The 23,653-nt window shown below is 64.3% G+C and carries 24 protein-coding genes and 1 tRNA gene; 18 read left to right on the forward strand and 7 right to left on the reverse strand.

The annotated features are described in order from the left end of the window. Positions 1–195: 195 nt before the first annotated feature. Together VN047_RS04040 and VN047_RS04045 are read left to right on the forward strand one after the other, a co-directional pair. Complete coding sequence (locus tag VN047_RS04040; protein ID WP_325540267.1) at positions 196–771, forward strand: DUF308 domain-containing protein; 576 nt, start codon at positions 196–198, stop codon at positions 769–771. Positions 772–904: 133 nt separating this feature from the next. Beyond that, the gene (locus VN047_RS04045) at positions 905–1,528 is read left to right on the forward strand and encodes a TetR/AcrR family transcriptional regulator (protein WP_325540269.1); all 624 of its coding nucleotides are present in this window, start codon (positions 905–907) and stop codon (positions 1,526–1,528) included. Between the two features lie 151 nt (positions 1,529–1,679). On the opposite strand, the gene VN047_RS04050 is transcribed toward VN047_RS04045, so the two are convergent. Then, a tRNA-Leu gene (locus VN047_RS04050) sits at positions 1,680–1,764 on the reverse strand. Between the two features lie 62 nt (positions 1,765–1,826). After that, complete coding sequence (locus VN047_RS04055; RefSeq protein ID WP_325540271.1) at positions 1,827–3,281, reverse strand: coniferyl aldehyde dehydrogenase; 1,455 nt, start codon at positions 3,279–3,281, stop codon at positions 1,827–1,829. Between the two features lie 157 nt (positions 3,282–3,438). Between VN047_RS04055 and VN047_RS04060 the strand changes: the two genes are divergently transcribed. Together VN047_RS04060 and VN047_RS04065 are read left to right on the forward strand one after the other, a co-directional pair. After that, a complete protein-coding gene (locus VN047_RS04060; protein WP_325540273.1) occupies positions 3,439–4,626 on the forward strand; it encodes an acetyl-CoA C-acyltransferase in 1,188 nt (395 codons plus the stop codon). A gap of 191 nt (positions 4,627–4,817) precedes the next feature. Next, positions 4,818–5,285, forward strand: a complete 468-nt coding sequence (locus VN047_RS04065; RefSeq protein ID WP_325540275.1) for a hypothetical protein — start codon at positions 4,818–4,820, stop codon at positions 5,283–5,285. A 57-nt stretch (positions 5,286–5,342) separates the two neighbouring features. Here VN047_RS04065 and VN047_RS04070 read toward each other — a convergent pair whose 3' ends face one another. Next, positions 5,343–5,804, reverse strand: a complete 462-nt coding sequence (locus VN047_RS04070) for an SH3 domain-containing protein (protein ID WP_325540277.1) — start codon at positions 5,802–5,804, stop codon at positions 5,343–5,345. A gap of 126 nt (positions 5,805–5,930) precedes the next feature. On the opposite strand from VN047_RS04070, the gene VN047_RS04075 reads away from it, so the two are divergent. Beyond that, a complete protein-coding gene (locus tag VN047_RS04075) occupies positions 5,931–6,929 on the forward strand; it encodes a D-glycerate dehydrogenase (RefSeq protein ID WP_325540279.1) in 999 nt (332 codons plus the stop codon). A gap of 19 nt (positions 6,930–6,948) precedes the next feature. On the opposite strand, the gene VN047_RS04080 is transcribed toward VN047_RS04075, so the two are convergent. The 3 genes from VN047_RS04080 to VN047_RS04090 form a co-directional block, all read right to left on the reverse strand. Further along, complete coding sequence (locus VN047_RS04080) at positions 6,949–8,352, reverse strand: NAD(P)H-dependent flavin oxidoreductase (protein ID WP_325540281.1); 1,404 nt, start codon at positions 8,350–8,352, stop codon at positions 6,949–6,951. 84 nt (positions 8,353–8,436) lie between these two features. Further along, positions 8,437–9,615, reverse strand: a complete 1,179-nt coding sequence (locus VN047_RS04085) for a glycosyltransferase (RefSeq protein ID WP_325540282.1) — start codon at positions 9,613–9,615, stop codon at positions 8,437–8,439. After that, entirely contained in the window at positions 9,612–10,505 is an 894-nt protein-coding gene (locus VN047_RS04090; protein WP_325540350.1) for an alpha/beta hydrolase, read from the reverse strand. The genes VN047_RS04085 and VN047_RS04090 overlap by 4 nt, the downstream gene beginning before the upstream one ends. A gap of 156 nt (positions 10,506–10,661) precedes the next feature. On the opposite strand from VN047_RS04090, the gene astD reads away from it, so the two are divergent. From astD to VN047_RS04120, 6 genes are all read left to right on the forward strand, one after another. Continuing rightward, positions 10,662–12,107 carry a succinylglutamate-semialdehyde dehydrogenase gene (gene astD / locus VN047_RS04095; RefSeq protein ID WP_325540284.1) on the forward strand — a complete coding sequence of 482 codons (1,446 nt, stop codon included), beginning with the start codon at positions 10,662–10,664 and terminating at the stop codon, positions 12,105–12,107. A 92-nt stretch (positions 12,108–12,199) separates the two neighbouring features. After that, the gene (gene cobA / locus VN047_RS04100; protein ID WP_325540286.1) at positions 12,200–12,988 is read left to right on the forward strand and encodes a uroporphyrinogen-III C-methyltransferase; all 789 of its coding nucleotides are present in this window, start codon (positions 12,200–12,202) and stop codon (positions 12,986–12,988) included. Next, complete coding sequence (locus VN047_RS04105) at positions 12,985–13,281, forward strand: DUF2849 domain-containing protein (protein WP_039574749.1); 297 nt, start codon at positions 12,985–12,987, stop codon at positions 13,279–13,281. The genes cobA and VN047_RS04105 overlap by 4 nt, the downstream gene beginning before the upstream one ends. A 1-nt stretch (position 13,282) precedes the next feature. Next, positions 13,283–14,914, forward strand: coding sequence for a nitrite/sulfite reductase (locus tag VN047_RS04110; protein WP_325540290.1), 1,632 nt, complete (start codon positions 13,283–13,285; stop codon positions 14,912–14,914). After that, positions 14,907–15,320 (forward strand): DUF934 domain-containing protein, encoded by a 414-nt coding sequence (locus tag VN047_RS04115; RefSeq protein WP_248454484.1) that lies wholly within the window; start codon positions 14,907–14,909, stop codon positions 15,318–15,320. Before VN047_RS04110 ends, VN047_RS04115 begins: the two co-directional genes overlap by 8 nt. Next, on the forward strand, positions 15,313–16,101 hold the full coding sequence (locus tag VN047_RS04120; RefSeq protein ID WP_325540294.1) for a phosphoadenylyl-sulfate reductase: 789 nt from the start codon (positions 15,313–15,315) through the stop codon (positions 16,099–16,101). Before VN047_RS04115 ends, VN047_RS04120 begins: the two co-directional genes overlap by 8 nt. A 6-nt stretch (positions 16,102–16,107) precedes the next feature. Here VN047_RS04120 and VN047_RS04125 read toward each other — a convergent pair whose 3' ends face one another. Continuing rightward, positions 16,108–17,619, reverse strand: a complete 1,512-nt coding sequence (locus VN047_RS04125; RefSeq protein WP_325540353.1) for a replicative DNA helicase — start codon at positions 17,617–17,619, stop codon at positions 16,108–16,110. A 130-nt stretch (positions 17,620–17,749) separates the two neighbouring features. On the opposite strand from VN047_RS04125, the gene VN047_RS04130 reads away from it, so the two are divergent. The 7 genes from VN047_RS04130 to VN047_RS04160 all read left to right on the forward strand — a co-directional run bounded on the left by VN047_RS04130 (position 17,750) and on the right by VN047_RS04160 (position 23,653). Further along, complete coding sequence (locus VN047_RS04130) at positions 17,750–18,247, forward strand: UPF0262 family protein (protein ID WP_325540296.1); 498 nt, start codon at positions 17,750–17,752, stop codon at positions 18,245–18,247. Between the two features lie 2 nt (positions 18,248–18,249). Next, the gene (locus tag VN047_RS04135) at positions 18,250–19,005 is read left to right on the forward strand and encodes a glycoside hydrolase family 25 protein (RefSeq protein WP_325540299.1); all 756 of its coding nucleotides are present in this window, start codon (positions 18,250–18,252) and stop codon (positions 19,003–19,005) included. Further along, complete coding sequence (locus VN047_RS04140) at positions 19,002–19,451, forward strand: cytidine deaminase (protein ID WP_325540301.1); 450 nt, start codon at positions 19,002–19,004, stop codon at positions 19,449–19,451. The genes VN047_RS04135 and VN047_RS04140 overlap by 4 nt, the downstream gene beginning before the upstream one ends. Before the next feature lie 39 nt (positions 19,452–19,490). Continuing rightward, on the forward strand, positions 19,491–20,045 hold the full coding sequence (gene dcd, locus VN047_RS04145; protein ID WP_058803764.1) for a dCTP deaminase: 555 nt from the start codon (positions 19,491–19,493) through the stop codon (positions 20,043–20,045). A gap of 80 nt (positions 20,046–20,125) precedes the next feature. Next, on the forward strand, positions 20,126–21,847 hold the full coding sequence (locus tag VN047_RS04150) for a cellulase family glycosylhydrolase (RefSeq protein ID WP_325540305.1): 1,722 nt from the start codon (positions 20,126–20,128) through the stop codon (positions 21,845–21,847). Positions 21,848–21,917: 70 nt separating this feature from the next. Further along, positions 21,918–22,409: a DoxX family protein gene (locus tag VN047_RS04155; RefSeq protein ID WP_325540307.1), complete on the forward strand. Its 492-nt coding sequence runs from the start codon at positions 21,918–21,920 to the stop codon at positions 22,407–22,409. Between the two features lie 71 nt (positions 22,410–22,480). Beyond that, a complete protein-coding gene (locus tag VN047_RS04160; protein ID WP_325540309.1) occupies positions 22,481–23,653 on the forward strand; it encodes a saccharopine dehydrogenase family protein in 1,173 nt (390 codons plus the stop codon).

The following is a 23,653-nucleotide window of genomic DNA, read 5'->3' on the forward strand; positions in this document are numbered from 1 at the left end:
CCGACCTGATGGCCGGACGCAAAACGGAGATTGCCGCCGAACCCTATGCGATTGCCCGCCAGGTCCAGGACCATGCCGGTCGAAAGCCAAGGTCGGTCGCACCAGCCGCATGACCGCGAACGAAATTTCTTGAGAGAGCGTTGACTCAATTTACCCTACCTACTAGTTGGTAGACATCAATCCCGGAGAATCGTCATGCAAGCTCGCGCCGTCACCTCGCCTTCCCCATCGACCTGGCTCAAGCGATATTATTTCGCACGTTTCGCAGTGTCCGCCGCTTGGGTCGCGCTCGCCTTCACGGCCGGAAAGTCGAACCCGGCACTCGCCGCCATCATGCTGATTGGCTATCCGCTCTGGGACGCGCTCGCGAACTATGTCGACGCGCGGCAGAGCGGGGGTCTCGGTTCGAACAAGACGCAATTGCTGAACTTCGTGGTGAGCCTGCTCACTGCCGTCGCCGTCGCAATCGCGCTCGGCAAGGGAATGAACGCTGTGCTCGCCGTCTTCGGCGTGTGGGCGATCTTCGCGGGCCTCTTGCAGCTTGCCACCGCATTGCGCCGCTGGAAAACGGCGGGGGCCCAATGGGCGATGGTGCTGAGCGGAGCACAGTCCTCGCTCGCGGGTATTTTCTTCGTCAAGATGGCTGGCGGTACTGCCCCCGTCGGTATTACCGACGTCGCCCCCTACGCCGCCTTCGGCGCCTTCTATTTCTTCGTCTCGGCAGCATGGCTCATGGTGAGCGACGCCCGGAAGCCGGTCCGGTCAGTCTAGTGATCGCCCCCACTTCGACGACAGCAAATCTTGCGCCTGCATTTCGGGCGGGAAACGGGTTCGTCGTCACTGTCCGGCTTGGAATCGGACTGGCTTTCGCATACGACCTACCGGAAGGTAGGCAGAGGTATCCGTGAAAGACACTGCAGGTAAATTAATCGAAGAGGCGGGTCAGCTCATCGCCCATGCCGGCTATAATGGCTTCAGCTATGCCGACCTCGCCGAGCGGCTCGGCATCCGAAAGCCCAGCATCCACCATCATTTTCCGTCGAAAGTCGATCTGGTCATCGCGGTGGTCGAGCAGCAGCGCGCTGCGATTCGATCACAGATAGCAGTCCTCGAAAACGGTGAGCCCGACGCGATGGCGCAGTTGCTGGCCTATGTCGACTATTGGAAACGATGCATCGAGGACCAGTCGGCCACCTTCTGCCTTGCGGGCGTGCTGGCGGTCGAACTGCCCGGATTGCCGCTTGAGGTCGGCGCCGCCGTGCAGCGGCACTTCAACGATCTCGGGCTCTGGCTGGAACGCGTCATGGCACTCGGCGTCGAGCAGGGGGCGATCAAGCTGGAGCTCGAGCCGCGGACCTCGGCGCAATTTTTCCAGACGGCGATTTACGGCGCAATGGTGATGGCGCGCGCTTACGGCGATCCGGGCAAGTTCACATTTGTGGTCGACGCCTTCCTCGCGCGGATGCGAACGGAATCCCCGGGTGAGAATGACCTGCCACGACGATCCCGGCGAGATCGAGCAGAATAATTGAGCGCCGGCGCACCATGCCATGGCGGATTCGGGATAGCCTCGTACAAATCAGCCGATTCTGACGAAAGAGCGGCGGCGGCCCCTGAAAATGATGAGCTAGATGCTACCCGCCGCGGACAGATTTCCAGACGCCGCCGGACTCTGTGTTTGGTGCCCCTGGCCGGACTCGAACCAGCACTCCTTGCGGAACTCGATTTTGAGTCGAGCGCGTCTACCAATTTCACCACAGGGGCACAAAATAACGGCGCGAAAAGCGCGGCGCTTCCCCTAGGGCGAAGCGCCGTATCTTGCCAAGCTATTTCTTGAGCTCTTTCGCCAGCGTCTTCGCCGTCGCCTTGCCATAGGGCGGCTTGAAGCCCGCCAGCCCCGCGACGTCGAGCTTTGGCTGGCGATAGACGGCGCGCGCGTGACTGAAGGTACGGAAGCCGTCGACCCCGTGATAATTGCCCATGCCCGACGGTCCGACGCCGCCAAAGGGCAGGTCTTCCATCGCATTGTGGAACAACACGTCGTTGACCGTCACGCCGCCCGAGATCGTCCGCGTCAGCACGCGGTCTTCCTCGCTCTTGTCCTGCCCGAAATAATAGAGGCCGAGGGGGCGGTCGTTGGCGTTCACATAATCGATCGCGTCGTCGATCGTCTTGTACGTCTTCACCGGCAGGATCGGGCCGAAGATCTCCTCCTGCATAACCTTCATGTCGTCGGTCGGGTTGCGGACGATATGGAGCGGCATCTTGTGGCCGTTCGAGCTCGCGAAATCCTCGCCTCCCGGATTGACCTCGATCACTTCGGCGCCCTTCTCACGCGCATCGGCGAGATAGCCCTGCAAGCGGTCGTAATTGCGCGTGTTCACCACCGACGTGTAGTCGTCGTTGGCGAGCAAGGTCGGATAGAGTGCGGTCGCGCCCCTGGTTACACTGTCGATCACCGCGCCTTCCTGATCCTCGGCGACGAGCAGATAGTCGGGCGCGAGGCAGATTTGCCCGGCGTTCATCATCTTGCCGAGCGCGACGCGCTGGCCGACGAGGTCCTTGTTCGCGCTGCGTCCGATGAAGGTCGGCGACTTGCCGCCGAGTTCGAGCGTGACGGGGACGAGGTTATCGGCGGCGGCGCGCATGATATGCTTGCCGACGCTCGTCGCGCCGGTGAAGATCATATGGTCGAAAGCGAGCTTCGAGAATGCCACACCGACGTCGGAATCGCCCGTGAACACCGCCATTTCGTTCTCGTCGAAATAATCCGGTACGAGCCGCGCCATGAGCGCCGAGACATTTTCGGTAAACTCGCTCGGCTTGATCATCGCGCGGTTACCTGCCGCGAGGATGCCCGCCATCGGTACGAAGACCATGCCAACAGGGAAATTCCAGGGGCTGACGACGCCAACGACGCCCTTCGGCTGATAGACGACCTCTGCCTTCGCGCCGAGCAAGCCGAGCGGAAAGGTCGGTTTGCGCTTCTCGCCCTTCGACCAGCTCGCCATATGCTTCTTCGCGTGCTTGAGCGCGCTGACCGATGGCATGATGTCGGTCATCAGCGTCTGTTCGCGGCTGCGGTGGCCGAAATCCTCGCTCACCGCCTTGGCAAATGCATCGCTATTGTCGACGAGCAGCGCGATCGCGCGGTCGATGCGATCGGTACGTACCGCAAGGCTTTCGGGCATCGCCGCGGTAAAGCTCGCCTTCTGCGCCGCGAGCACCTCGTGCATGCGCGCGGTTTCGCCGGCGATATCCTGCCTGTTTGCGGTGGCCATGACCCGTCTCCCCTTATCTGTGCGCGCCGTTTGATCATGCCGCGCGGCGGGTTGCAAGATGAAACTGGCCACCCATCTAGACCCTGCCTCTTTCGCAAGTGCAGCAAAGACGCTAAGCGACCCGCCGACGTATCTTTCCCCTACGGAGTCTCTCGCCATGACCGCCACCGATCCCGTCGTTTTCCTCTCCTATGCGCGCACCCCGATGGGCAGCATGCAGGGCAGCCTGTCGGACGCGAGCGCGACCGACCTCGGCGCCACCGCGGTCAAGGCGGCGGTCGAACGCGCGGGCGTTTCGGGCGACGATATCGAGCGTATCTATATGGGCTGCGTGCTCCCCGCCGGCCTCGGCCAGGCGCCGGCCCGGCAGGCCGCAATCAAGGCGGGCCTGCCCAAGTCTGTGCAGGCGACGACCGTCAACAAGGTCTGCGGTTCGGGCATGCAGACCGTGATCATGGGCGCCGAAGCGCTCGCCGCGGGCAGCATCGACCTTGTCGTCGCGGGCGGCATGGAATCGATGACCAACGCGCCCTACCTGCTCAAGAAGCATCGCGGCGGCGCCCGCATCGGCCATGACACCGCATACGACCATATGTTCCTCGATGGCCTTGAGGATGCGTATGACGCCGGCCGCGCGATGGGCACCTTTGCGCAGGATACCGCCGATGCCTATCAGCTGACCCGTGAAGCGCAGGACAGCTATTCGATCGAATCGCTGAGCCGGGCCAAGGCCGCGATCGCCGACGGTGCCTTCGCCAATGAAATCGCGCCGGTGACTATTTCAGGCCGCAAGGGCGATGTGGTCGTCGACACCGACGAAGCGCCCGGCAAGGGCATGCCCGACAAGATACCGACACTGAAGCCCGCCTTTGCCAAGGACGGCACGATCACCGCGGCGACCAGCTCGTCGATTTCGGACGGCGCCGCCGCTGTCGTATTGACGCGCCAGTCGGTCGCGGAGGCCAAGGGCGCAAAGCCCGTCGCGAAGCTCGTCGCGCACGCCGCGCACGCACAGGAGCCGAAAGACTTCACCGTCGCCCCGGTCGGCGCGATCAACAAGGTGCTGGCGAAAGCCGGCTGGTCGATCGGCGATGTCGACCTGTTCGAGGTCAACGAAGCCTTCGCCTGCGTCGCGATGTTCGCGATGCACGACCTTGGCATCCCCCACGACAAGATCAACGTCCACGGCGGCGCGACTGCGCTGGGCCACCCGATCGGCGCCAGCGGCACGCGCATCATCACCACGCTGATCGCGGCGCTCCAGCGTCACGGCAAGACGCGCGGCATCGCCAGCCTCTGCATCGGCGGCGGCGAAGCGACGGCGGTTGCGATCGAACTGGTCTGAACGGCTCAAGGTGAAAAGTTCCACGGCGCCGTCGCAAGACGGCGCCGTTTCGTCGTCTGGCCGCGACAAATTGCGACACTAATGACCTGAAAATAAACGCGGCATTCCGGTTCGGTTCAACCCGACTCGGGTATTCCATCCTTGTCATCGGGCGAACCCCCTCCCCCTGACCGATTGAAAGGAATGGCACAATGAAGAGCAAATTTCTCACCGCCGGCCTGATCGCCGCGATGATGGTCCCTGCCGTGGCGCAGGCACAGACCCGCGAGATCCGCAACGACCGCAAGGAACTGCGCGAGGAACAGCGCGATCTGCGTAACGCCCAGCGTCGCGGCGACCGCGGCGATGTTCGCGATGCGCGCCGCGACGTCCGCGATGCACGTCAGGATCTGCGCGAGAGCCAGCGCGACTGGCGCCGCGACACGCGCTACCAGAATTATCGCGCGCCGTTCAAATATCAGCAGTTCCGCGTCGGCTCGACGCTGCGCTCGAACTACTACAGTTCGGCGTATCGTCCGAGCTGGGACAGCCGCTGGGGCGTGCCGCGCGCCGGTCGCAACCTGACCTATGTCCGGCACTATAACGACCTGCTGCTCGTCAACGAGCGCAACGGCCGGGTAGTCAAGGTTTATCGCAACCACTTCAACTGGCGACGCTAACCCCAGGCAATCATCGGGCCGGACGGGAAACCGTTCGGCCCTCTTCTCATGAACGTGTCAGTCGCCCCAGATATGGTCGGTCTGGATCCAGCCCTTGCGTCCCTTGACCTCGAACCGGCACCATCCATCCTTGCAATCGGTGATGCGACCGACGACGCCGGGCTCGGCGCGAAAGGCGACCGCCGCCGACAAACTGGCGTCGTCGCGCATCGGCCGGATTTCGCCGGTGACGATGGCGGTGCGCGTCCGGCTCAAAAGCCGTGCCGCCATCCAGCCCTGCGTGCCGTCGGGATCCTCGATCTTGCGCCAGGTTTCGAAGCGCGCGATCACTTTTACGGGCAGGTCCTTGCGGCGATATTCCCAGATCACCGGGACGTCGGGCGAAGGCCCCTTGCGCATCCGCGCCTCGTCGACGCTGATCGACGCCCAATAGGGCAGCTTGACGGGGTCTGACTGTGCCGATGCCGGTCCCACCGCGGCAAGGCTCAATAAAATCAGTGCAAATTTTCGGCTGGTCATTATCAACCCTTGTCAAAATCGGTGCATATTATCAACCGGTCGCAGCAGCCAAACGACCTGTCTTCCACAGCCTCGTTCGGCGACTCCCCCTTGACCCCTTCGCATCATCGCGCTCTATCGGCGCCCATGCCCGATTCATCCCGTCCGAAACGCCCGCGCGTCATCGTCACCCGCCAGTTGATGCCGCATGTCGAGGCGCGCATGGCCGAACTGTTCGATGTCGCGCTGTCGGCGCACGATCACGCCTATACGAGGGAAGAGCTGAAAGCTGCGGTCGCCGACTGCGATGTGCTCGTTCCCACGGTGACCGACGAGATCGACGCGGACGTGCTGGCAGCCGCCGGCGACCGGCTGAAACTGATCGCCAATTTCGGCGCGGGGGTCGATCATATCGACCTTGCCGCGGCGCGCGCGAAAAGCATCATGGTATCGAATACGCCCGGCGTGTTCACCGAGGATACCGCGGATATGACGATGGCGTTGATTCTTTCGGTTCCGCGCCGGCTCGCCGAGGGCGAGAAGCTGATGCGGTCAGGCCAGTGGGCCGGCTGGGCGCCCAGCGCGATGCTCGGCCACCGCGTTGGCGGCAAATTGCTCGGCATCATCGGCATGGGTCGCATCGGGCTGGCCGTGGCACGCCGCGCGCGCGCCTTTGGCCTGTCGATCCACTATCATAATCGCAAGCGCCTGCCCGAAGCGATCGAAGAGGAGCTGGGCGCGAGCTATCATGCGAGCGTCGATACACTGCTGCGCATCAGCGACGTCGTGACGATCCATTGCCCCCACACCGCCGAAACGCACGAGATGGTGAACGCCGCACGGATCGGCGCGATGAAGCCCACCGCCTATCTGATCAACACCGCGCGCGGCGAAATCGTCGATGAAAAGGCGCTGATCGCGGCGCTCCAGACCGGCCGCATCGCGGGCGCCGGGCTCGACGTTTACACGCACGAGCCGGCGGTCGACCCGGCGTTGCTCGCGCTCGACAACGCCGTGCTGCTTCCACACCTCGGCTCGGCGACGATCGAGGGCCGCGAAGCCTCGGGCGAAAAGGTCATCGCGAACATCCGCGCCTGGTGCGACGGGCACAGGCCGCCCGATCAGGTACTGGAAGGGTGGGCCTGAGCCGCACCCTTCGAAGCCATTAATCCCCGGTCAGAATCCGGTCCACGAGTTGCTTCACCGTCGGGGTGAAGTTGTTCGAGTAGAAGGGATCGGTTTTGAAGTTGAACGCGGCGTGGCCCGCGAACATCAGATTCTGCTCGACGTCGCCGCCATGCGCGATGTCCTGCAGCGTCTTCTGGATGCAGAAGCTGCGCGGGTCGGCGAGGTAGCCGGTCGAATAATCGTCGTGATCCTTCCACGCCGAAAAGCCGCAGTGCGACAGGCAGCCCATGCAGTCGGCCTGGTCCTTGCGGATCATCGCCTTGTCGGCGTCGGTCACGAACACCACCGTATTGTCGGGAGTCTTCAGCGCCTCGGTATAGCCTTCGGCGAACCAGTCGCGCGCACGCGCGCGATCGTGCGGAGTGACCCAGAAATTCTTGCCCTTCACCCCGACGTCGAGCTGAACAATATGATCGCCCGCTTCCTGTTTCGAATAAGGGATCTGGCGCTCCGAGCGCGCTTCGAGATCACGCAGGAACGGATTGCGCACCGCGCTCGAATAAAAGCCGGTCGGCGAAAAGCGGTGCAGCAGCACATCGCCGTCGTCGAGCGTACGGAGGCGGTCCTTCCACTGCTGCGGGATCGGGCTTTCCTCGGTCAGCAGCGGGCGCGTGCCATATTGGAATACGATCTGGCCGAGTTCGGGATTGTCGATCCAGTCTTCCCAATCGCGCAGATACCAGACGCCGCCGGCCATCACGATCGGCACACTGTCCGCAATACCTTCGGCACGCATCGTGTCGCGCAGCGCCTTGACGCGCGGATAGGGATCCTGCGGCACCAGCGGATCTTCGGCGTTCGACAGGCCATTGTGGCCGCCGGCCAGCCAGGGATCCTCGTAAACCACCGCGCCGAGCAGGTGCGAAACCTTGTGATAGGCGCGTTTCCATAGCGCACGGAAGGCGCGCGCCGAACTGATGATCGGCAAATAGAGGACGTTGTGCCGTTCGGCGATTTCGCTGAGCTTGTACGGCATGCCCGCACCGCAGGTCACGCCCGCGACAAGACCCTTGGTCCGCTCGAGCACGCCCTCGAGAATTTGCTGCGCGCCGCCCATTTCCCAGAGCACATTGATGTTGATCGCGCCTTGGCCGCCCGACACGTCGTGCGCCCGCTTGACCTGTTCGACCGCGCCTTCGATCCCGTACTGGATCAGTTCTTCGTGGCGTTCCCTGCGCGTGAGCGCGCGATAGATCTGGGGGATGATCTTGCCATCGGCGTCATAACTGTCGGCGTTCACCGCAGACACGGTGCCGATCCCGCCCGCCGCGGCCCAAGCGCCGCTCGACATGTGGTTGGTCGCCGACACACCTTTGCCGCCCTCGACCAAGGGCCAGACTTCACGCCCGCCATAAAGGATGGGCTTCAAACCTTTGAACACTCTAAACCTTCTCTCTCTCCGCCGGCGCGTGTCCACGCACCGGCCCCCTTTGCCGCTTCCGTAAGCGGAAATTGGACCCCGTTGTCAATCGATGCCGATCCAGCGACCGCCGAACAGGCCATAGCCTTCAAGCGCGCGAGCATAGAGCTTTTCATAGGCCCCGACCATCGTTGATTCGTCGAACCGTTGCGCCGCGACGCGGCGATTTTCCGTTCCGACTTCGGCGCGCAGCGCAGCATTTTCGGCCATTTGCGCCAGCGCGCGACGAAAGCCGGCCTCGTCGGCGGCGATAAAAGGACGGTTGGCGTCGGAAACCATCGAGGCGACGTCCCCGACCGCCGGGCTGACAACGGGCAGGCCCGCCGCCATCGCCTCGATCACCGCGATCGGCGCCTGCTCGCTGAGCGACGAGAGCGCAAGCAAGTCGAAATGCCCGATCCAGCGCGCAGGTTCGGCCATGAATCCCGGCATCAACAGGCGGTCGGCCATACCGTGCACGGCAGCTTCGGCGACAATCGCCGCGCGTTCGGGCCCTTCGCCGACGATCACAAGGCGGACGTTCGGCGGCAGCGTCGCGACGGCGCGCACGAGCCGCGGCAGGTCCTTTACCTTGCGCAGCCCGGCGACGGTGCCGATCACCACCTCGTCCTCGCGGCGTTCGAAGCCCGGGATCGGTGCCGTGGGCCCGTTTGCATAGGCCGCAACGTCGATGCCGTTGCGGATCAGCCGGGTGCGGCTGCCCGCTTTCCACTCATCGGTCGCGATCCGCTGGAGCAGGGTCGACGGGACGACGACCGCCTGCGCGGTGCGCAGCGCGACGCGGCGGAACAGGTTGCGTTTCCAGTTGCGCCGGACGCTTTCATCCTCGTTGAACCCATCCTCATGATGGATCAGGTCGGGCATGCTGTGCCACAGGCGCGCGACATGCACCCGGCGCGCCATCACGCCGTCCATCGCGCCCCAATTATAGCTGAGCACCAGTTCGAACCGCGTCATATAGTCCGCCAGATCGCGATAGCGTCCCGGCGACGGCTTGCCGTAAAGCGGCGGCGCATCCTGCGGAAAATCGACGACAATCCCGGGATCGATCGCCGCGCGCGCGCCGAGCGCTTCGGGCATCGCCGACAGGATGGTATGATGCGCCCTTTCGCCCATCAGGTTCATCAGCCGGACCGCCCGCGCTTCCTTGCCACCGAGCGAAAAGCTCGAATGAAGGTGCAGGATGCGGATCGGCCAGGGCGTCTCGGGCTCGTCCGCGCTCACGCTTCGGGAAGCTCCGCAATCCAGGCATCGATCGCGCTGCGCGCTTCAGGTTCGTCCATCGTGGGCGCATGGCCGACGCCCGGCACCTCGACCATGTGCGCGCGCGGCAGTTCAGAAACCATCCGCGTGCCCGCCGTGTGCGCCAATATGTCGGAAAGCTCGCCGCGCAGGATCAGCAGCGGGATGTCGCCAAGCGCGCGATAGGCGGGCCACAGGTCGATCCCGGCATCGCCGCCGCCCGGCACACGAAGCGGCGCCGCGATCTGCTTGTCGTAATCGGTGACGATGCGGCCCTCCGCGGTCAGCCGGTGGGTACGCTTGGTCAGCCGCAACCAGTCATGAATACCGTAACCCGGATAGACCGCGCGATTGAGTTCGGCAAAGGCGCGCGCCGCATGCATCCACGTCGGCTGACTGCCACCGGCACCGATATAATCGCGAATGCGATCGAGCCCGGCGGCTTCGAGTTCCGGACCCACATCGTTGAGTACGGCGCCGACGAGCCGCCCGGGTAAAGTCGCCGCCATCAGCATCGAAACCAGTCCGCCGAGCGATGTGCCGATCGTCGCGAAGCGGTCGATCGCGAGTTCGTCGAGCAGCGCGACGACGTCCTGAACATAGGTCAGCGGCACATAGGTCATCGGGTCCTTGGCGTAGGCACTGTCGCCCCGGCCACGAAATTCGATCACGATCGTCTGTCGATGCTGCGCGATATACGGGGCGAGAGCCTCGAAATCACGGGCGTTGCGGGCAAGTCCCGGCATGCACAGGACCGGCGGCAAATCTTTGGCCGCCTCCGGGCCGGCGTAGACGCGCGCGTGCAGCCTGACGCCGTCGGACGACCACCAATATTGGTCCGACCAGTCGCGGCGGCTGTCATGCTTCGCCAGAATCGGTTGTCCCCTTCGCTTCGCCGTTAACAGTCCCGGCCCGCGGGACTCACCCGGCGTCTATCGCCAACCCTGCTGCATGGCGCAAGCAATCCGTCGCTCCGGCTGCCGCACAGGTTGCCGCCATCGGCTTTCGCCGATAAGAGCAGGGCGACCATGAGCGAAGACCTGCTTTCCTTCGAACCCGCCACCGGCGAAGAGCTCTGGCGCGGCGCGGTCAGCAACGTCGATGCCGAAGTCGAAATCGCGCGGCGCGCCTGGCCCGAATGGGCTTCCAAACCCGTTACCTTTCGCACGGAAACGCTGCGGCGCTTCGCCGACCGGGTCAAGGCCGAGGGCGAGGCGCTCGCAGACCTGATCGCGCGCGAGACGGGAAAGCCCCTGTGGGAAGCGCGAACCGAGGTCGAATCGGTTGCGAACAAGGTCGATGTTTCGGTAAAGGCTTACGCCGAACGCACGTCCAACCGGCGCATCGAAGGCGCGATGGGACTGCGCAACGCGGTGCGGCACAAGCCGCACGGGACGCTGGCCGTACTCGGCCCCTATAATTTCCCCGCGCATCTGCCGAACGGCCATATCGTTCCCGCGCTGATCGCGGGCAATTCGGTCGTGTTCAAGCCATCCGAAAAGACCCCGGCGGTCGGCGCGAAGCTGGTCGAGTTGTTCCACAGCGCGGGCGTGCCGCAAGAAGTGCTGCGGCTTGTCACCGGCGGCCCCGAGACGGGCAAGATGCTCGCCGGGCACAAAGGGATCGACGGGCTGCTCTTCACCGGATCGGCGCGGACCGGCCTCGCGCTCAATCGCCAGTTCGCGGGCCAGCCGGGCAAGATGCTCGCGCTCGAAATGGGCGGCAACAATCCAATCGTCGTGTGGGATACCGCCGATATCCGCACCGCGGCGATCATCGTCGTCCAGTCCGCATTCCTGAGCGCCGGGCAGCGGTGCAGCAACGCGCGGCGGCTGATCGTCCGCGATACGCTGGCCGACAAGCTGGTCGAGGAAGTACGCGAGCTTGCAAACCGGTTGATCGTCGATCATCCGCACGCCGACCCGGCACCCTATATGGGGCCGGTGATCGACAACGAGGCCGCCGACGGCCTGACCGAAAGTTTCCTCATCCTGATGTCGAATGGCGGCCAGGTGATCCGCCACATGACGCGCCCGGTCGCGGGCCGCCCCTTTCTGACCCCCGGCATCATCGATGTGACCGCGATGTCCGAACGCCCCGACATCGAACTGTTCGGGCCGCTGCTGCAGGTCATTCGCGTCGAGACATTCGAGGCCGCGATCGCCGAGGCGAACAACACCGCGTTCGGGCTGTCGGCGTCGCTGGTCGGCGGCACGCCGCAGCTCTACGACCAGTTCTGGGCCAATGCCCGCGCGGGCGTCATCAACTGGAACCGGCCGACCAACGGCGCCTCGTCCGCCGCGCCGTTCGGCGGCATCGGCCTGTCGGGCAATCATCGCCCCAGCGCATTCTATGCCGCCGATTATTGCGCCTATCCGGTCGCAAGTTCCGAAAGCGACGCGATGCGTGCCTCGATCGGCGTTGGCCTTCGCGACCCCGAGGGCTCGCAGTTGGTGACCAAAAGGTATCTGTAACTCCGCGTCGGGGACGCACGCTCAATTTTACCTTCACCGGGTCCAATAAAGCCTGCTTTGCCAATCGCGGCCCGAGCAATCATCTACGCTGGATGGACAAGCATCCTCATCTTGCGGGCAAGCTCTGGCTGGTCGGTGCCGGCCCCGGCGATCCCGACCTTCTGACGCTGCGCGCCGCGCGGCTGCTGGCGAGCGCCGACCTTGTCGTCCATGACGGCCTCGTCGGCGACGGCGTGCTCGCGCTGATCCCGCCGCATGTCGAGCGCGTCTCGGTCGCCAAGCAGCGCAGCCGCCACACGATGAAGCAGGAACTGATCAACGAACTGCTCATCCGCGAAACGCTCGCCGGCAAGCAGGTTGTACGCCTCAAGGGCGGCGACCCCTTCATCTTTGGCCGCGGCGGCGAGGAACTCGACGCAGCGCGCAAGTCCGGCGTCACGGTGGAGGTCGTCCCCGGCATCACCGCCGCCGCTGGATGCGCCGCGCAAGCCGGGCTCCCCCTCACCCACCGCGATGACGCCAGCGCGGTCAGCTTCGTCGCCGGCCAATGCAAGGACCTGACCGACCAGGACTGGTCGGGGCTCGCGGGGCACGGCCGCACGCTCGTGATCTATATGGGCCTCGCGACCGCCAGCGCCATCGCCGACAAGCTGATCGCCGACGGCGTTTCGCCCGATCTGCCCGTCGCGGTTGTCGAGCGCGGGACCACCACCGACGCGCGCGTCCTCCGTACGCTTCTGGCCGATCTCGGCGACCTCGTCGCACGCGAGAAGGTCGCAAGTCCGGCACTGATCATCGTCGGCAAGGTTGCAGCGCGCGCCGACGCGCTCGATTGCCTCGGCGCACCGGGCGTCGTGGCTCAAATAAGGGACTTCATATGAAACTGCTCACGGGCAATGACCTGAAAACAGGGTTTGTCACCTGGTGGACCGGGGCCGACTGGTCGCTGCATATCGAAGACGCCGCCGACGTCGGCGAGCATGGCGAGGCGATCCTTGCCGCCGAGGAAGGCGCGCGCCGCGTCAACGCCCCATATATTATCAACGGCGAGCAAACCGCCGACGGTCCGCGCCCCGCGCATATCAAGGACCGTATCCGCGCCTTGGGGCCGACCGTGCGCCCCGACCTGACATTGAAACCCGCCGATCCCGCGGCCGGCGACTGGGTGATCTGACATGTACAAATATGACGAATATGACCATGCGATGGTCGATGCCCGGGTCGCCGAGTTTTCGGACCAAGTGCGCCGCCGCCTTGCGGGCGAAATCACCGAGGACCAGTTCAAGCCGCTGCGGCTGATGAACGGTCTCTATCTCCAGCTCCACGCCTATATGCTGCGCGTCGCGGTGCCTTACGGGACGCTCGACAGCCGCCAGATGCGCATGCTCGCGCATATCGCGCGTAAATACGACCGCGATTACGGCCATTTCACCACCCGCCAGAATATCCAGTATAACTGGATCAAGCTGGAGGATGCGCCCGCAATCCTGCAGGATCTGGCCTCGGTCGAAATGCACGCGATCCAGACGAGCGGCAACTGCATCCGCAACATCAGTTCGGACCAGTGGGCCGGCGCCGCCGCCGACGAGATCACCGATCCGCGGCCGTGGGCCGAACTGCTGCGCCAATGGTCGAGCTTCCACCCCGAATTCAGCTATTTGCCGCGCAAGTTCAAGATCGCGGTGATTGCGGCGAACGAAGACCGCGCCGCGATGCGCCTCCACGACATCGGCATCCAGATCGTCGAGAAGGACGGGCAGCATGGCGCCGCCTTCTACGTCGGCGGCGGCATGGGCCGCACCCCGATGATCGCGCCGCTGATCAAGGATTTCGTGCCGCTCGACGACATGCTGAGCTATACCGAGGCGTGCCTGCGCGTCTACAACCGCTACGGTCGCCGCGACAATATCTACAAGGCGCGCATCAAGATCCTCATCCACGAACTCGGCGCCGACGAATATCGCCGCCAGGTCGAGGAAGAGTTCAAGCATGTGAAGTCGCTGGGCATCGACCCGCCGAAGGCCGAATTCGACCGCATCGCCGCGCAATTCGCGCCGCCGCCGCTCGACGCCTCGGCGCCCGATGACATCGACCGCAGCGATCCCGATTTCGCCGTCTGGGTCGACCAGAATGTTGCGAAGCACAAGGTTCCGGGCCATGCGATCGTCAACATCAGCCTGAAGCCCGTCGGCGGCATCCCCGGCGACGCCAGTTCGGCACAGATCGACCTGATGGCCGACCTCGGCGAGAAGTACAGCCACGACGAACTCCGCGTCACCCACGCGCAAAACATCGTGCTGCCGCACGTTCGCAAGGCCGATCTCTATGCGGTCTGGCAGGCGCTCGACGCTGCGGGGCTCGCGACGCCGAACCTCGACCTGATCAGCGACATCATCGCCTGCCCCGGTCTCGATTATTGCAGCCTCGCCAACGCACGCTCGATCCCTGTCGCGCAGAAGATCGCAACGCGCTTCTCCGACCTCGGCCGCCAGAAGGAACTGGGCGAGCTCAAGCTCAAGATTTCGGGCTGCATCAACGCGTGCGGGCATCACCACGCCGGCCACATCGGCATCCTCGGTGTCGACCGCAAGGGCACCGAAAACTACCAGTTGTCGCTCGGCGGCTCGGGTGCGGAGGACGTCAGCCTCGGCACGATCACCGGCCCCGGTTTCGACGAGGATGGCATCGTCGACGCGATCGAACGCGTCACCGACAAATATCTCGCCGAACGGACCGAGGGCGAACGCTTCGTCGACACCTTCCGCCGCGTCGGCATGGCCCCCTTCAAGGAGGCGATCTATGGTTGAGCATATTCATAGCGACGGCGAAGAACCCGCGGTCACCCTCGACGCGTTCCTGTCGCAATCGAACGCGACCGCGGTGCGGCTCGAGCCCGACGAAGACGCGCGCGCGCTGATCCCGCATCTCGACCGGCTCGCGCTGATCGAGGTCGCTTTCCCGAAGTTCCGCGACGGCCGCGGCTATTCGTCGGCGCGCATCCTGCGCGAGGCGGGCTATGCGGGCGAACTGCGTGCGCAGGGCGACGTCCTCGTCGACCAGATTGCCTATATGAAGCGCTGCGGTTTCGATACCTTCGCGCCGGAGAAGGAACTCAACGCCGCCGATGTCGAGGCGGCGCTCGCGCGCTGGCCCGAACATTATCAGGGCGCCGCCGACGGCGCAGTGCCGATCTGGAAGCTGCGGCATGGCTAGCAGATCCGCACCGGAAGACCGCACCCGCGACCGGATCGACGTCGCCCCGCGTTTCACACAGGCCGACGTCATTCGTCTGAACAACCTCTTCCGCGGTCAGGATGCGGCCGAAGTGGTGACGAGCGTCATCGGGGCGGGCTTGCTCGGCGAGACGGGAATTGTCTCGAGCTTCGGCGCCGAAAGCGCGGTGCTTCTGCATCTGGTGACGCAGGTCGCACCCGACATGCCGGTGCTGTTCCTCGATACCGGCAAGCATTTCCCCGAAACGCTCGCCTATCGCGACGCACTGGCGGCGCGATTGAAGCTCAACATCGTCAATCTGACGCCTGACGCCGAAGACCTCGCCGCGAAGGATGCGACCGAGCTCCGCTGGTCGTACGATCCCGACGGCTGCTGCGAAATCCGCAAGGTGAAGCCGCTCGAAAAGGCGCTCGCCGATTTCGACACCTCGATCACCGGCCGCAAGGGCTTTCAGTCATCGACGCGGCAAGGCCTCGCGCGCTTCGAACTTGACGGCAGCACCGGCCGCCTGAAGTTCAACCCGCTCGCCAACTGGACGCGCGAAGAGCTCGACGCCTATTTCGAGGCGCACGACCTGCCGCGCCATCCGCTCGAGGCCGAAGGCTATCCGTCGATCGGTTGCTCGCCATGCACGTCGAAGGTCAAGCCGGGCGAAGATCCGCGTTCGGGCCGCTGGCGCGGCTGGGACAAGACCGAGTGCGGCATCCACACCGAAGTAACGCCGATCGACGACGATCCGGCGAATGACCCGGCGTTCTAAGCCGCCTTATTCATAATCCTCGAACGCCATGCTGTCGTCGGCGAGGTCGCTGAACTTCGTCGTCTTCGCCTCGAAGTGCATGCGGATTTTGCCGGTCGAGCCGTGGCGTGACTTGGCAACGATCACTTCGGCAAGGCCGAAGACGCGCTCCATCTCGGCTGCCCATTCCTCATGCTGCGCGTGGATCTTCACATCGTCGCCCTCGACCGGGCGTTTGGGCTCCTTCGCCGCGACATAATAATCCTCGCGGAACACAAAGAGCACCATGTCGGCGTCCTGCTCGATCGAGCCCGATTCGCGAAGGTCGGAGAGTTGCGGACGCTTGTCTTCGCGGCTTTCGACCTGACGGCTGAGCTGCGACAACGCCATCACCGGGACATGAAGTTCCTTCGCCAGTGTCTTCAAACCACGCGAAATTTCCGAAATCTCCTGCACGCGGTTGTCGCCGCTCTTCGACGACCCCTGCAGGAGCTGGAGATAGTCGACGATGATGAAGCCGATGCCGTGGCGCCGCTGCAGGCGCCGGGCGCGGGTACGCAGCCCTGCGATGGTCAGGCCCGGCGTGTCGTCGATGAACAGCGGCAAGGTCTGAAGCTGCTGGGCGGCGCGGCTCAGCTGTTGGAACTGCTCCTTGCTGATCTTGCCCATGCGCAGCGCCTCGCCCGACACCCCTGACTGTTCGGCGAGCACACGCGTCGCGAGCTGGTCGGCGGACATTTCGAGGCTGAAGAAGGCGACCTTCGCCCCCATATTCTTTTCGGGCGGGATACCGTCGTCTTCGTCGCGGCGAAAGCGCTCTGCCGCGTTGTACGCGATATTGGTCGCGAGTGAAGTCTTGCCCATGCCCGGACGTCCGGCGAGGATCATCAAGTCCGAATTATGCATGCCGCCGATCTTGGCATTCATGCTCGCGATGCCGGTCGTAATCCCCGAAAGATGGCCGCCCGAGTTGAGCGCGCGCTCGGCCGCCTGCAGCGCAACCAGGCTCGCTTGGCTGAAATTCTTGACCGATCCCATCTCGGCCTCGCCGCCCGCGACGCGATAGAGCGCGGTTTCGGCTTCCTCGATCTGCGCCTGCGGGTCGACGCGCTCGCTGGTGTCCAGCGCATTGTCGACGAGCGACCGGCCCACGCCTGCCAGCTCGCGCAGCAGCGCGAGGTCGAAAATCTGCCGCGCGAAATCGCGCGCACCGATCAGGCCCGCACCGCTGCCGGTGAGCTGCGCGAGATAACCCACCCCGCCGACCGCCTTCATCGCCTCGTCAGCCTCGAAATAGGGTTTCAGCGTCACCGGGGTCGCAATGCTGTTGCGCTCGATCAACGCCATCGTCTGCTGGAAGATGCGTCCATGCAGCGGCTCGAAGAAATGCTCGGGGTTGAGCGCCACCGGCAAATCCTCGACGACTCGGTTGTCGATCAGGATCGCGCCGAGAAATGCGGCCTCCGCCTCGATATTACGGGGCATTTGGCGCTCGTCACCACTGGCGAACGCGGTCGGAATAAGGGCTAGTTCGGGCATCGCTGTCTTCATGGGCCGGCGCCCGGAACGGCGCAACCGGCGATATGGCCCTGCATATCATAACTGTGGAATGCTGTGAATAAGTCCCCCCCTTGCCCTTCGTGCGCGGCCAAGTAGAAGCACAGGCAGCATGAGCCACGCAGACCCCTCCAAACAGCGGATCATTTCGGTCGAGCTCGACGAAGGGTCGATCGTGTGGCGCAACCCCGATGTCGAGCAGGAGCGTCGCGTTGCGATCTTCGACCTGATCGAAGACAACAAGTTCGTGCCGCAGCGCGGGCACCCCGACGGCTATGCCGGCCCCTACCGTCTGATGCTGCGTGTCGAGGAAGGCCGCCTGATCTTTGAAATCGCGCGCGAAGACGGCTCGCCGCTCGAGGCGATCATTCTCGGCCTCGGGCGGTTTCGTCGCCCGATCCGCGACTATTTCGCAATTTGCGACAGCTATTATCAGGCGATCAAGACGTCGACCGCGCAGCAGATCGAGACCGTCGACATGGCGCGGCGCGGGCTGCACAACGAGGCGGCCGAGATGCTGATGGACCGGCTCGACGGCAAGATCGCGGTCGATTTCGACACCGCGCGGCGGCTGTTCACGCTGATCTGCGTGCTGCACATCAAGGGCTGACGATGAAGGCGGGGGCAATCAGGGGCAAAGGTTCGGCGAAAGCCGGTGAAGGCTGGCGCGCCGCGGTCGCGCGCACCTTGCAACGCATCGGCGCTGCGGCCGTGTTGTTGTTGCTCGCAGCTGGCCTCGCGCTGTGGTGGGCGGCGCGATGGACCCCCGATCGCGCGATGTACCCGACGCAGGGCATCACGATCGACGCAGGCAACGGCGATGTCCATTGGGGATCGATCAAGGCGGCCGGCGCCGATTTCGCCTATGTGGTGGCGACCGATGGCTCCGCGGGCGTCGATCCGAAGTTCCAGCGCAACATGGCCGCGGCGCGCGAGACGGGGGTGCAGGCGGGCGTGATCCACCGTTACAGCCTCTGCCAGCTCGCGACCGATCAGGCCGCCAATTTCATCCGCCATGTCCCGCGCCGCGCCGACGCGCTGCCCGCCGTCGTCTGGCTCGACTATGACGATCGCTGCCCCGACCGCCCGACACGCGCGCTGCTGCTGTCCGAACTCGCGACTTTCCTCGCGCAGATCGAGGCGCATACAGGCAAGCGCAGCCTGATCGCGCCCGGCCCGGCGTTCGAGGCCGACTACAAGGTGACGCAAGGCATCGCACGCACCACCTGGCTACGCCGCGATTTCTTCGAACCCGATTATGGCGCGCATCCCTGGGCGATGTGGCAGGCGAACAACTATGTGCGGGTGTCGGGCGCCGACGGCACCGTCGGCTGGAATGCGCTTCGCCCCGAAGGAGGAACGCGATGACCGAAACCCGTGACCCCCTGATCGACGCCGCGCGCGATGCGGCAAAGCGCGCCTACGCCCCCTATTCGGGCTTTCACGTCGGCGCCGCGCTGCTGCTCAAGAATGGCGACGTCGTGACCGGCGCCAATGTCGAAAATGCGAGCTACGGCCTCACCCTCTGCGCCGAAACCGCGGCGGTTGCGAAGATCGCGAACGAGGGCTGGATCGGCGAACTCGCCGAGATTGCGATCGTTGGCGGCCGGCCGGATGGAGATGGATTGCTCGGCAGTGATCCGGTCAATCCGTGCGGCCGTTGCCGCCAGATCCTCAACGAAGCCGCCGAACGGTCGAAGACCGATATCCTCGTCCATTGCGCATCGGGCGACGGCGGCTCGGTCAAGACGTACAGGCTCAGCGAACTCCTCCCCGCGGCTTTCGGGCCCAAGGATCTCGGCCTGATCGACTGACCGCTTGCGCAAGTCCCGAAGGACCGACAAGAGACACGCATGGCCATTCTTTCTGACCGCTGGATTCGCGAAGCCGCCCGCACGCAGGGCATGATCGAACCGTTCGTCGAGGCGCAGCGCCGCGACGGATGCATCAGCTACGGCCTTTCTTCCTACGGCTATGACGCGCGCGTCGCGCCCGAATTCAAGATCTTCACCAATATCGATTCGACCACGGTCGATCCCAAGGAATTCGATCCGAAGAATTTCGTCGACCGCGAAACCGACGTCTGCATCATTCCGCCGAACAGCTTCGCGCTCGCCCGCACGGTCGAATATTTCCGCATCCCGCGCGATGTGCTCGTCATCTGCCTCGGCAAGTCGACCTATGCACGCTGCGGCATCATCGTGAACGTCACCCCGCTCGAACCCGGCTGGGAAGGCCATGTGACGCTCGAATTTTCGAACACCACCCCCCTGCCCGCCAAGATCTACGCCAATGAAGGCGCGTGCCAGTTTCTCTTCCTGCAGGGCAACGAGCCGTGCGAGACGAGCTACGCCGACCGTGCGGGCAAATATATGGGGCAGAAGGGCGTCACGCTGCCCAAGCTCTGATACCGCGACTTACGCTAACGCGCTTGCCCCGACACCAAAAATTGATAACGTTCCCATAAATCGAAAATGGGGACGAGGTCATGAAATTCCGTGTCGTCGCACTCGCGCTCGCCGCGTTGCTTTCCTCTACCGCCGCGCGCGCCGAAGGCTTTCTGAAGGTTGCTGGCACGCAGATCGTCGATGGATCGGGCAAGCCCGTCATCCTGCGTGGCATGGGGCTCGGCGGCTGGATGCTGCAGGAAGGCTATATGCTGAAACTCGGCGAGGTCGGGCAGCAGCATAAAATCCGCTCGAAGCTCGTCGAACTCGTCGGCGAGGAACGCACGGCTGAATTCTATCGCGCGTGGCTCGACAACCACACGACCGGGGCCGACATCGCCGCGATGGCGAAATGGGGCTTCAACTCGGTGCGCCTGCCGATCCATTTCGACCAGCTCACTTTGCCCGCCGACAAGGAACCGAAGGCCGGTCAGGATACGTGGCACGAGGACGGTTTCCGGCGCATCGACCGACTGCTTGAATGGAGCAAGGCGAACCGCATCTGGCTGATCCTCGATCTCCATGCCGCGCCCGGCGGACAGGGCAACGACCTCGCCATCTCCGACCGCGATCCGACGAAACCCTCGCTCTGGCAAAGCGACGAGAACCAGCGCAAGACCGTGGCGCTGTGGGAAAAGCTCGCGGCGCGCTACAAGGACGAGCCGTGGATCGGCGCCTACGACCTGATCAACGAACCCAACTGGAGTTTCGCGACTCCCGGCAAGGGCCATGGCTGCGACGAGACGGAGAACAAGGCGGTATGGAGCCTGCAACAACGGATCACCGCCGCGATCCGCAAGGTCGACAAAAAGCATGTCGTGATCATAGAGGGCAATTGCTGGGGCAATAATTACAAGGGCCTGCCGCCGGCGTGGGACGCCAATATGGTGCTGAGCTTCCACAAATACTGGAACCGTAACGACGAAGCGAGCATCGCCGAAATCAAGGCACTGCGCAGCAGCTATAACCGCCCCATCTGGCTGGGCGAATCGGGCGAGAACAGCAATGGCTGGTATCAGGGCGCGATCGCGCTGGTCGAGGGCGACGGTATCGGGTGGAACTTCTGGCCGCTCAAGAAGATAGGTTTCAACCAGCCGCTCGAAATCGTTGCCGGTGACGGATGGATGAAGATCGTCACATGGATGACCGGCAAGGGGCCGAAGCCCGCCGCCGACGAGGCGTTCGCCGCGATGATGCAGATCGCCAAAAATACGCGCTTTGACAAGAATATCCCCAAGCCCGACGTCATCGACGCAATGTTCCGCCAGCCGCGCGACGCAAGCTATCGCCCCTTTGCAGCGCGTACGCTCGGCACGAAACCGCTCACGATCGCCGCCGCTGACTACGACCTCGGCCCTCCGGGCGTCGCCTATCACGATACGGTCGACGCCAATTACCATGTCGCGACGGGTGGCGAACGGACGCCTTGGAACAACGGCACGACTTATCGCAACGACGGCGTCGATATCGCGCGCGGAGCCGACGGCTCGCCCTATGTCAGCGACTTCGTCTCCGGCGAATTCATGCGCTATAGCGCCGATGTCGCGAAGGCAGGACGCTGGACCGTCAGCGTGCGCGCGCGTTCGGTGAAAGGCGGCCGGATCGGCATCGACGAACGCGGCGTCGCCGTCCCCGCAAGCCCGGCATGGCAGGACGTGAAACTCGCCGACGTCGACCTGCCCGCCGGCCCGGGTACCGCCACATTGCGCGCCTTCGATTGCAGCGATTGCGAGGTCGCGACGCTGATCTTCACACCGCGCTGAGCGGAACCCGATCGCCGTCCCGCGCGTCCTGTCTGCACAAGCGGACGGGGCGCGTAGCGGAGGATGATTCATGTCCATGATCGCAGTCTTTTTCGGCCGCCTGTTCATCGCGGTGATTTTCATCGTGTCGGGCATCAACAAGCTGATCCACGTCAACGACACGAATGCGATGATTTCGGCCGCGGGCCTTCCGGGCGGCCTGGCGATCCCGACCGGATTATTCGAGCTGGTCGCGGGCGTCTGCCTCGCGCTCGGTATCGCGACGCGGCTCTGGTCGATCCTGCTCGCGGGCTTCGTGCTCCTTACCATCCTCTTCTTTCATCGCGAGTTCACCGATCCGGTGCAGGCGATGGCCGCGATGAAGAATCTCGCGATCGCGGGCGGCCTTCTTTGCCTTTTCGGCTATGGCCACACGCGCTGGAGCTATGACGCGATGCGCGCACGCCGCCGCGACGAACTCGCGGCGCATCAGGCCCAGCAGCACGCCACCGAAGCCGAATTGCGCGCCGAAGCCGCCGGGGCGCCGGTGGCGGTACGCAAGCGGCCCTTCTGGCGCCGCTAGACCTTCGCGCTTGGCAAGCCTCCCCGCCTGCGCTAGCCTCCACTTAACGTTTACGTAAAGGGAGGATGGCCATGGCGGAGACCCGCGAGTTCGACATCATCGTCTATGGCGCGACCGGCTTCACCGGGCGCCTTGTCGCCGAATATCTCGCCACTCATTATGCGGACCGCAAGGACGCACCGAAATGGGCGATGGCGGGGCGGAGCGCCGACAAGCTCGCCGAGGTCCGCGATCTGATCGGTGCGCCGAACGACATCGCGCTCGTCGTCGCCGACGCGAGCGATCCCGCCAGCCTCGATATGATGGCCGCACGGGCAAAGGTCATCCTGACCACGGTCGGTCCGTACCAGCTTTACGGCAACGAACTCGTCGCCGCATGCGTGAAGGCGGGCACCGCTTACGCCGACCTTTGTGGCGAGCCCGGCTGGATGCGCGACATGATCGACGAACATGAAGCCGCCGCGAAGGCATCGGGCGCGCGCATCACCTTCAGCTGCGGCTTCGACAGCATCCCGTTCGACCTCGGTGTCCATTTTCTGCAGGCTGAAGCGATCAAACGCCACGGCAAGCCCGCGCCGCGCGTCAAGGGCCGCGTCCGCAAGATGGCCGGCGGCGCATCGGGCGGGACGATCGCGAGCCTTACCGAAACGCTCAAAGCGATCGCGAAAAAGCCGTCGCTGGCGCTGCTTCTGAAATCCGGCTTTGCGCTGACCCCGGGCTTCGAGGGCCCCTCGCAGCCGACCGGGCTGATCCCCGAATATGACGGCGCGACCGGCACCTGGACCGCACCGTTCGTCATGGCCCCGATCAACACCAAAAACGTCCACCGCACCAACTTCCTGCTCGGCCATCCGTGGGGCGCCGATCTGGTTTACGACGAGATGGTGATGACCACGATCGGCGACGCCGGAAAAGCGATGGCCGAAGCGATGGCGAAGGCCAATCCCTTTGGCGAATCGACGCTTCAGCCCGGCGAGGGACCGAGCAAGGAAGAACGCGAGAACGGCTTCTACGACATCCTGTTCATCGGGGAATATCCCGACGGCACTGCCGTCCGCGCAAGCGTTCAGGGCGACCGCGATCCCGGCTATGGTTCGACGTCGAAGATGCTCGCCGAAACCGGCATCGCGCTGCTCGCAAACAAGGGAGACGGCGGTGTGTGGACCCCTGGCGCGCTGCTCGGCGACGCGCTGATCGAGCGGCTGACCGCGAATGCGGGCCTGACCTTCCGACTGGAGGAATAA

The organism is Sphingopyxis sp. (assembly GCF_035565275.1).
Taxonomy (GTDB): domain Bacteria; phylum Pseudomonadota; class Alphaproteobacteria; order Sphingomonadales; family Sphingomonadaceae; genus Sphingopyxis.

What these genes read in the sequence shown, in the direction of transcription:
- astD (WP_325540284.1), top strand. Translation starts at nt 10,662, where the DNA reads ATGAGCGAAGACCTGCTTTCCTTCGAACCCGCCACCGGCGAAGAGCTC.
- VN047_RS04070 (WP_325540277.1), bottom strand. Translation starts at nt 5,804, where the DNA reads ATGACCAGCCGAAAATTTGCACTGATTTTATTGAGCCTTGCCGCGGTG.
- VN047_RS04115 (WP_248454484.1), top strand. Translation starts at nt 14,907, where the DNA reads ATGGTTGAGCATATTCATAGCGACGGCGAAGAACCCGCGGTCACCCTC.
- cobA (WP_325540286.1), top strand. Translation starts at nt 12,200, where the DNA reads ATGGACAAGCATCCTCATCTTGCGGGCAAGCTCTGGCTGGTCGGTGCC.
- VN047_RS04155 (WP_325540307.1), top strand. Translation starts at nt 21,918, where the DNA reads ATGTCCATGATCGCAGTCTTTTTCGGCCGCCTGTTCATCGCGGTGATT.
- VN047_RS04065 (WP_325540275.1), top strand. Translation starts at nt 4,818, where the DNA reads ATGAAGAGCAAATTTCTCACCGCCGGCCTGATCGCCGCGATGATGGTC.
- VN047_RS04105 (WP_039574749.1), top strand. Translation starts at nt 12,985, where the DNA reads ATGAAACTGCTCACGGGCAATGACCTGAAAACAGGGTTTGTCACCTGG.
- VN047_RS04110 (WP_325540290.1), top strand. Translation starts at nt 13,283, where the DNA reads ATGTACAAATATGACGAATATGACCATGCGATGGTCGATGCCCGGGTC.
- VN047_RS04040 (WP_325540267.1), top strand. Translation starts at nt 196, where the DNA reads ATGCAAGCTCGCGCCGTCACCTCGCCTTCCCCATCGACCTGGCTCAAG.
- VN047_RS04125 (WP_325540353.1), bottom strand. Translation starts at nt 17,619, where the DNA reads ATGCCCGAACTAGCCCTTATTCCGACCGCGTTCGCCAGTGGTGACGAG.
- VN047_RS04150 (WP_325540305.1), top strand. Translation starts at nt 20,126, where the DNA reads ATGAAATTCCGTGTCGTCGCACTCGCGCTCGCCGCGTTGCTTTCCTCT.
- VN047_RS04120 (WP_325540294.1), top strand. Translation starts at nt 15,313, where the DNA reads ATGGCTAGCAGATCCGCACCGGAAGACCGCACCCGCGACCGGATCGAC.
- VN047_RS04055 (WP_325540271.1), bottom strand. Translation starts at nt 3,281, where the DNA reads ATGGCCACCGCAAACAGGCAGGATATCGCCGGCGAAACCGCGCGCATG.
- VN047_RS04140 (WP_325540301.1), top strand. Translation starts at nt 19,002, where the DNA reads ATGACCGAAACCCGTGACCCCCTGATCGACGCCGCGCGCGATGCGGCA.
- VN047_RS04135 (WP_325540299.1), top strand. Translation starts at nt 18,250, where the DNA reads ATGAAGGCGGGGGCAATCAGGGGCAAAGGTTCGGCGAAAGCCGGTGAA.
- dcd (WP_058803764.1), top strand. Translation starts at nt 19,491, where the DNA reads ATGGCCATTCTTTCTGACCGCTGGATTCGCGAAGCCGCCCGCACGCAG.
- VN047_RS04075 (WP_325540279.1), top strand. Translation starts at nt 5,931, where the DNA reads ATGCCCGATTCATCCCGTCCGAAACGCCCGCGCGTCATCGTCACCCGC.
- VN047_RS04130 (WP_325540296.1), top strand. Translation starts at nt 17,750, where the DNA reads ATGAGCCACGCAGACCCCTCCAAACAGCGGATCATTTCGGTCGAGCTC.
- VN047_RS04160 (WP_325540309.1), top strand. Translation starts at nt 22,481, where the DNA reads ATGGCGGAGACCCGCGAGTTCGACATCATCGTCTATGGCGCGACCGGC.
- VN047_RS04060 (WP_325540273.1), top strand. Translation starts at nt 3,439, where the DNA reads ATGACCGCCACCGATCCCGTCGTTTTCCTCTCCTATGCGCGCACCCCG.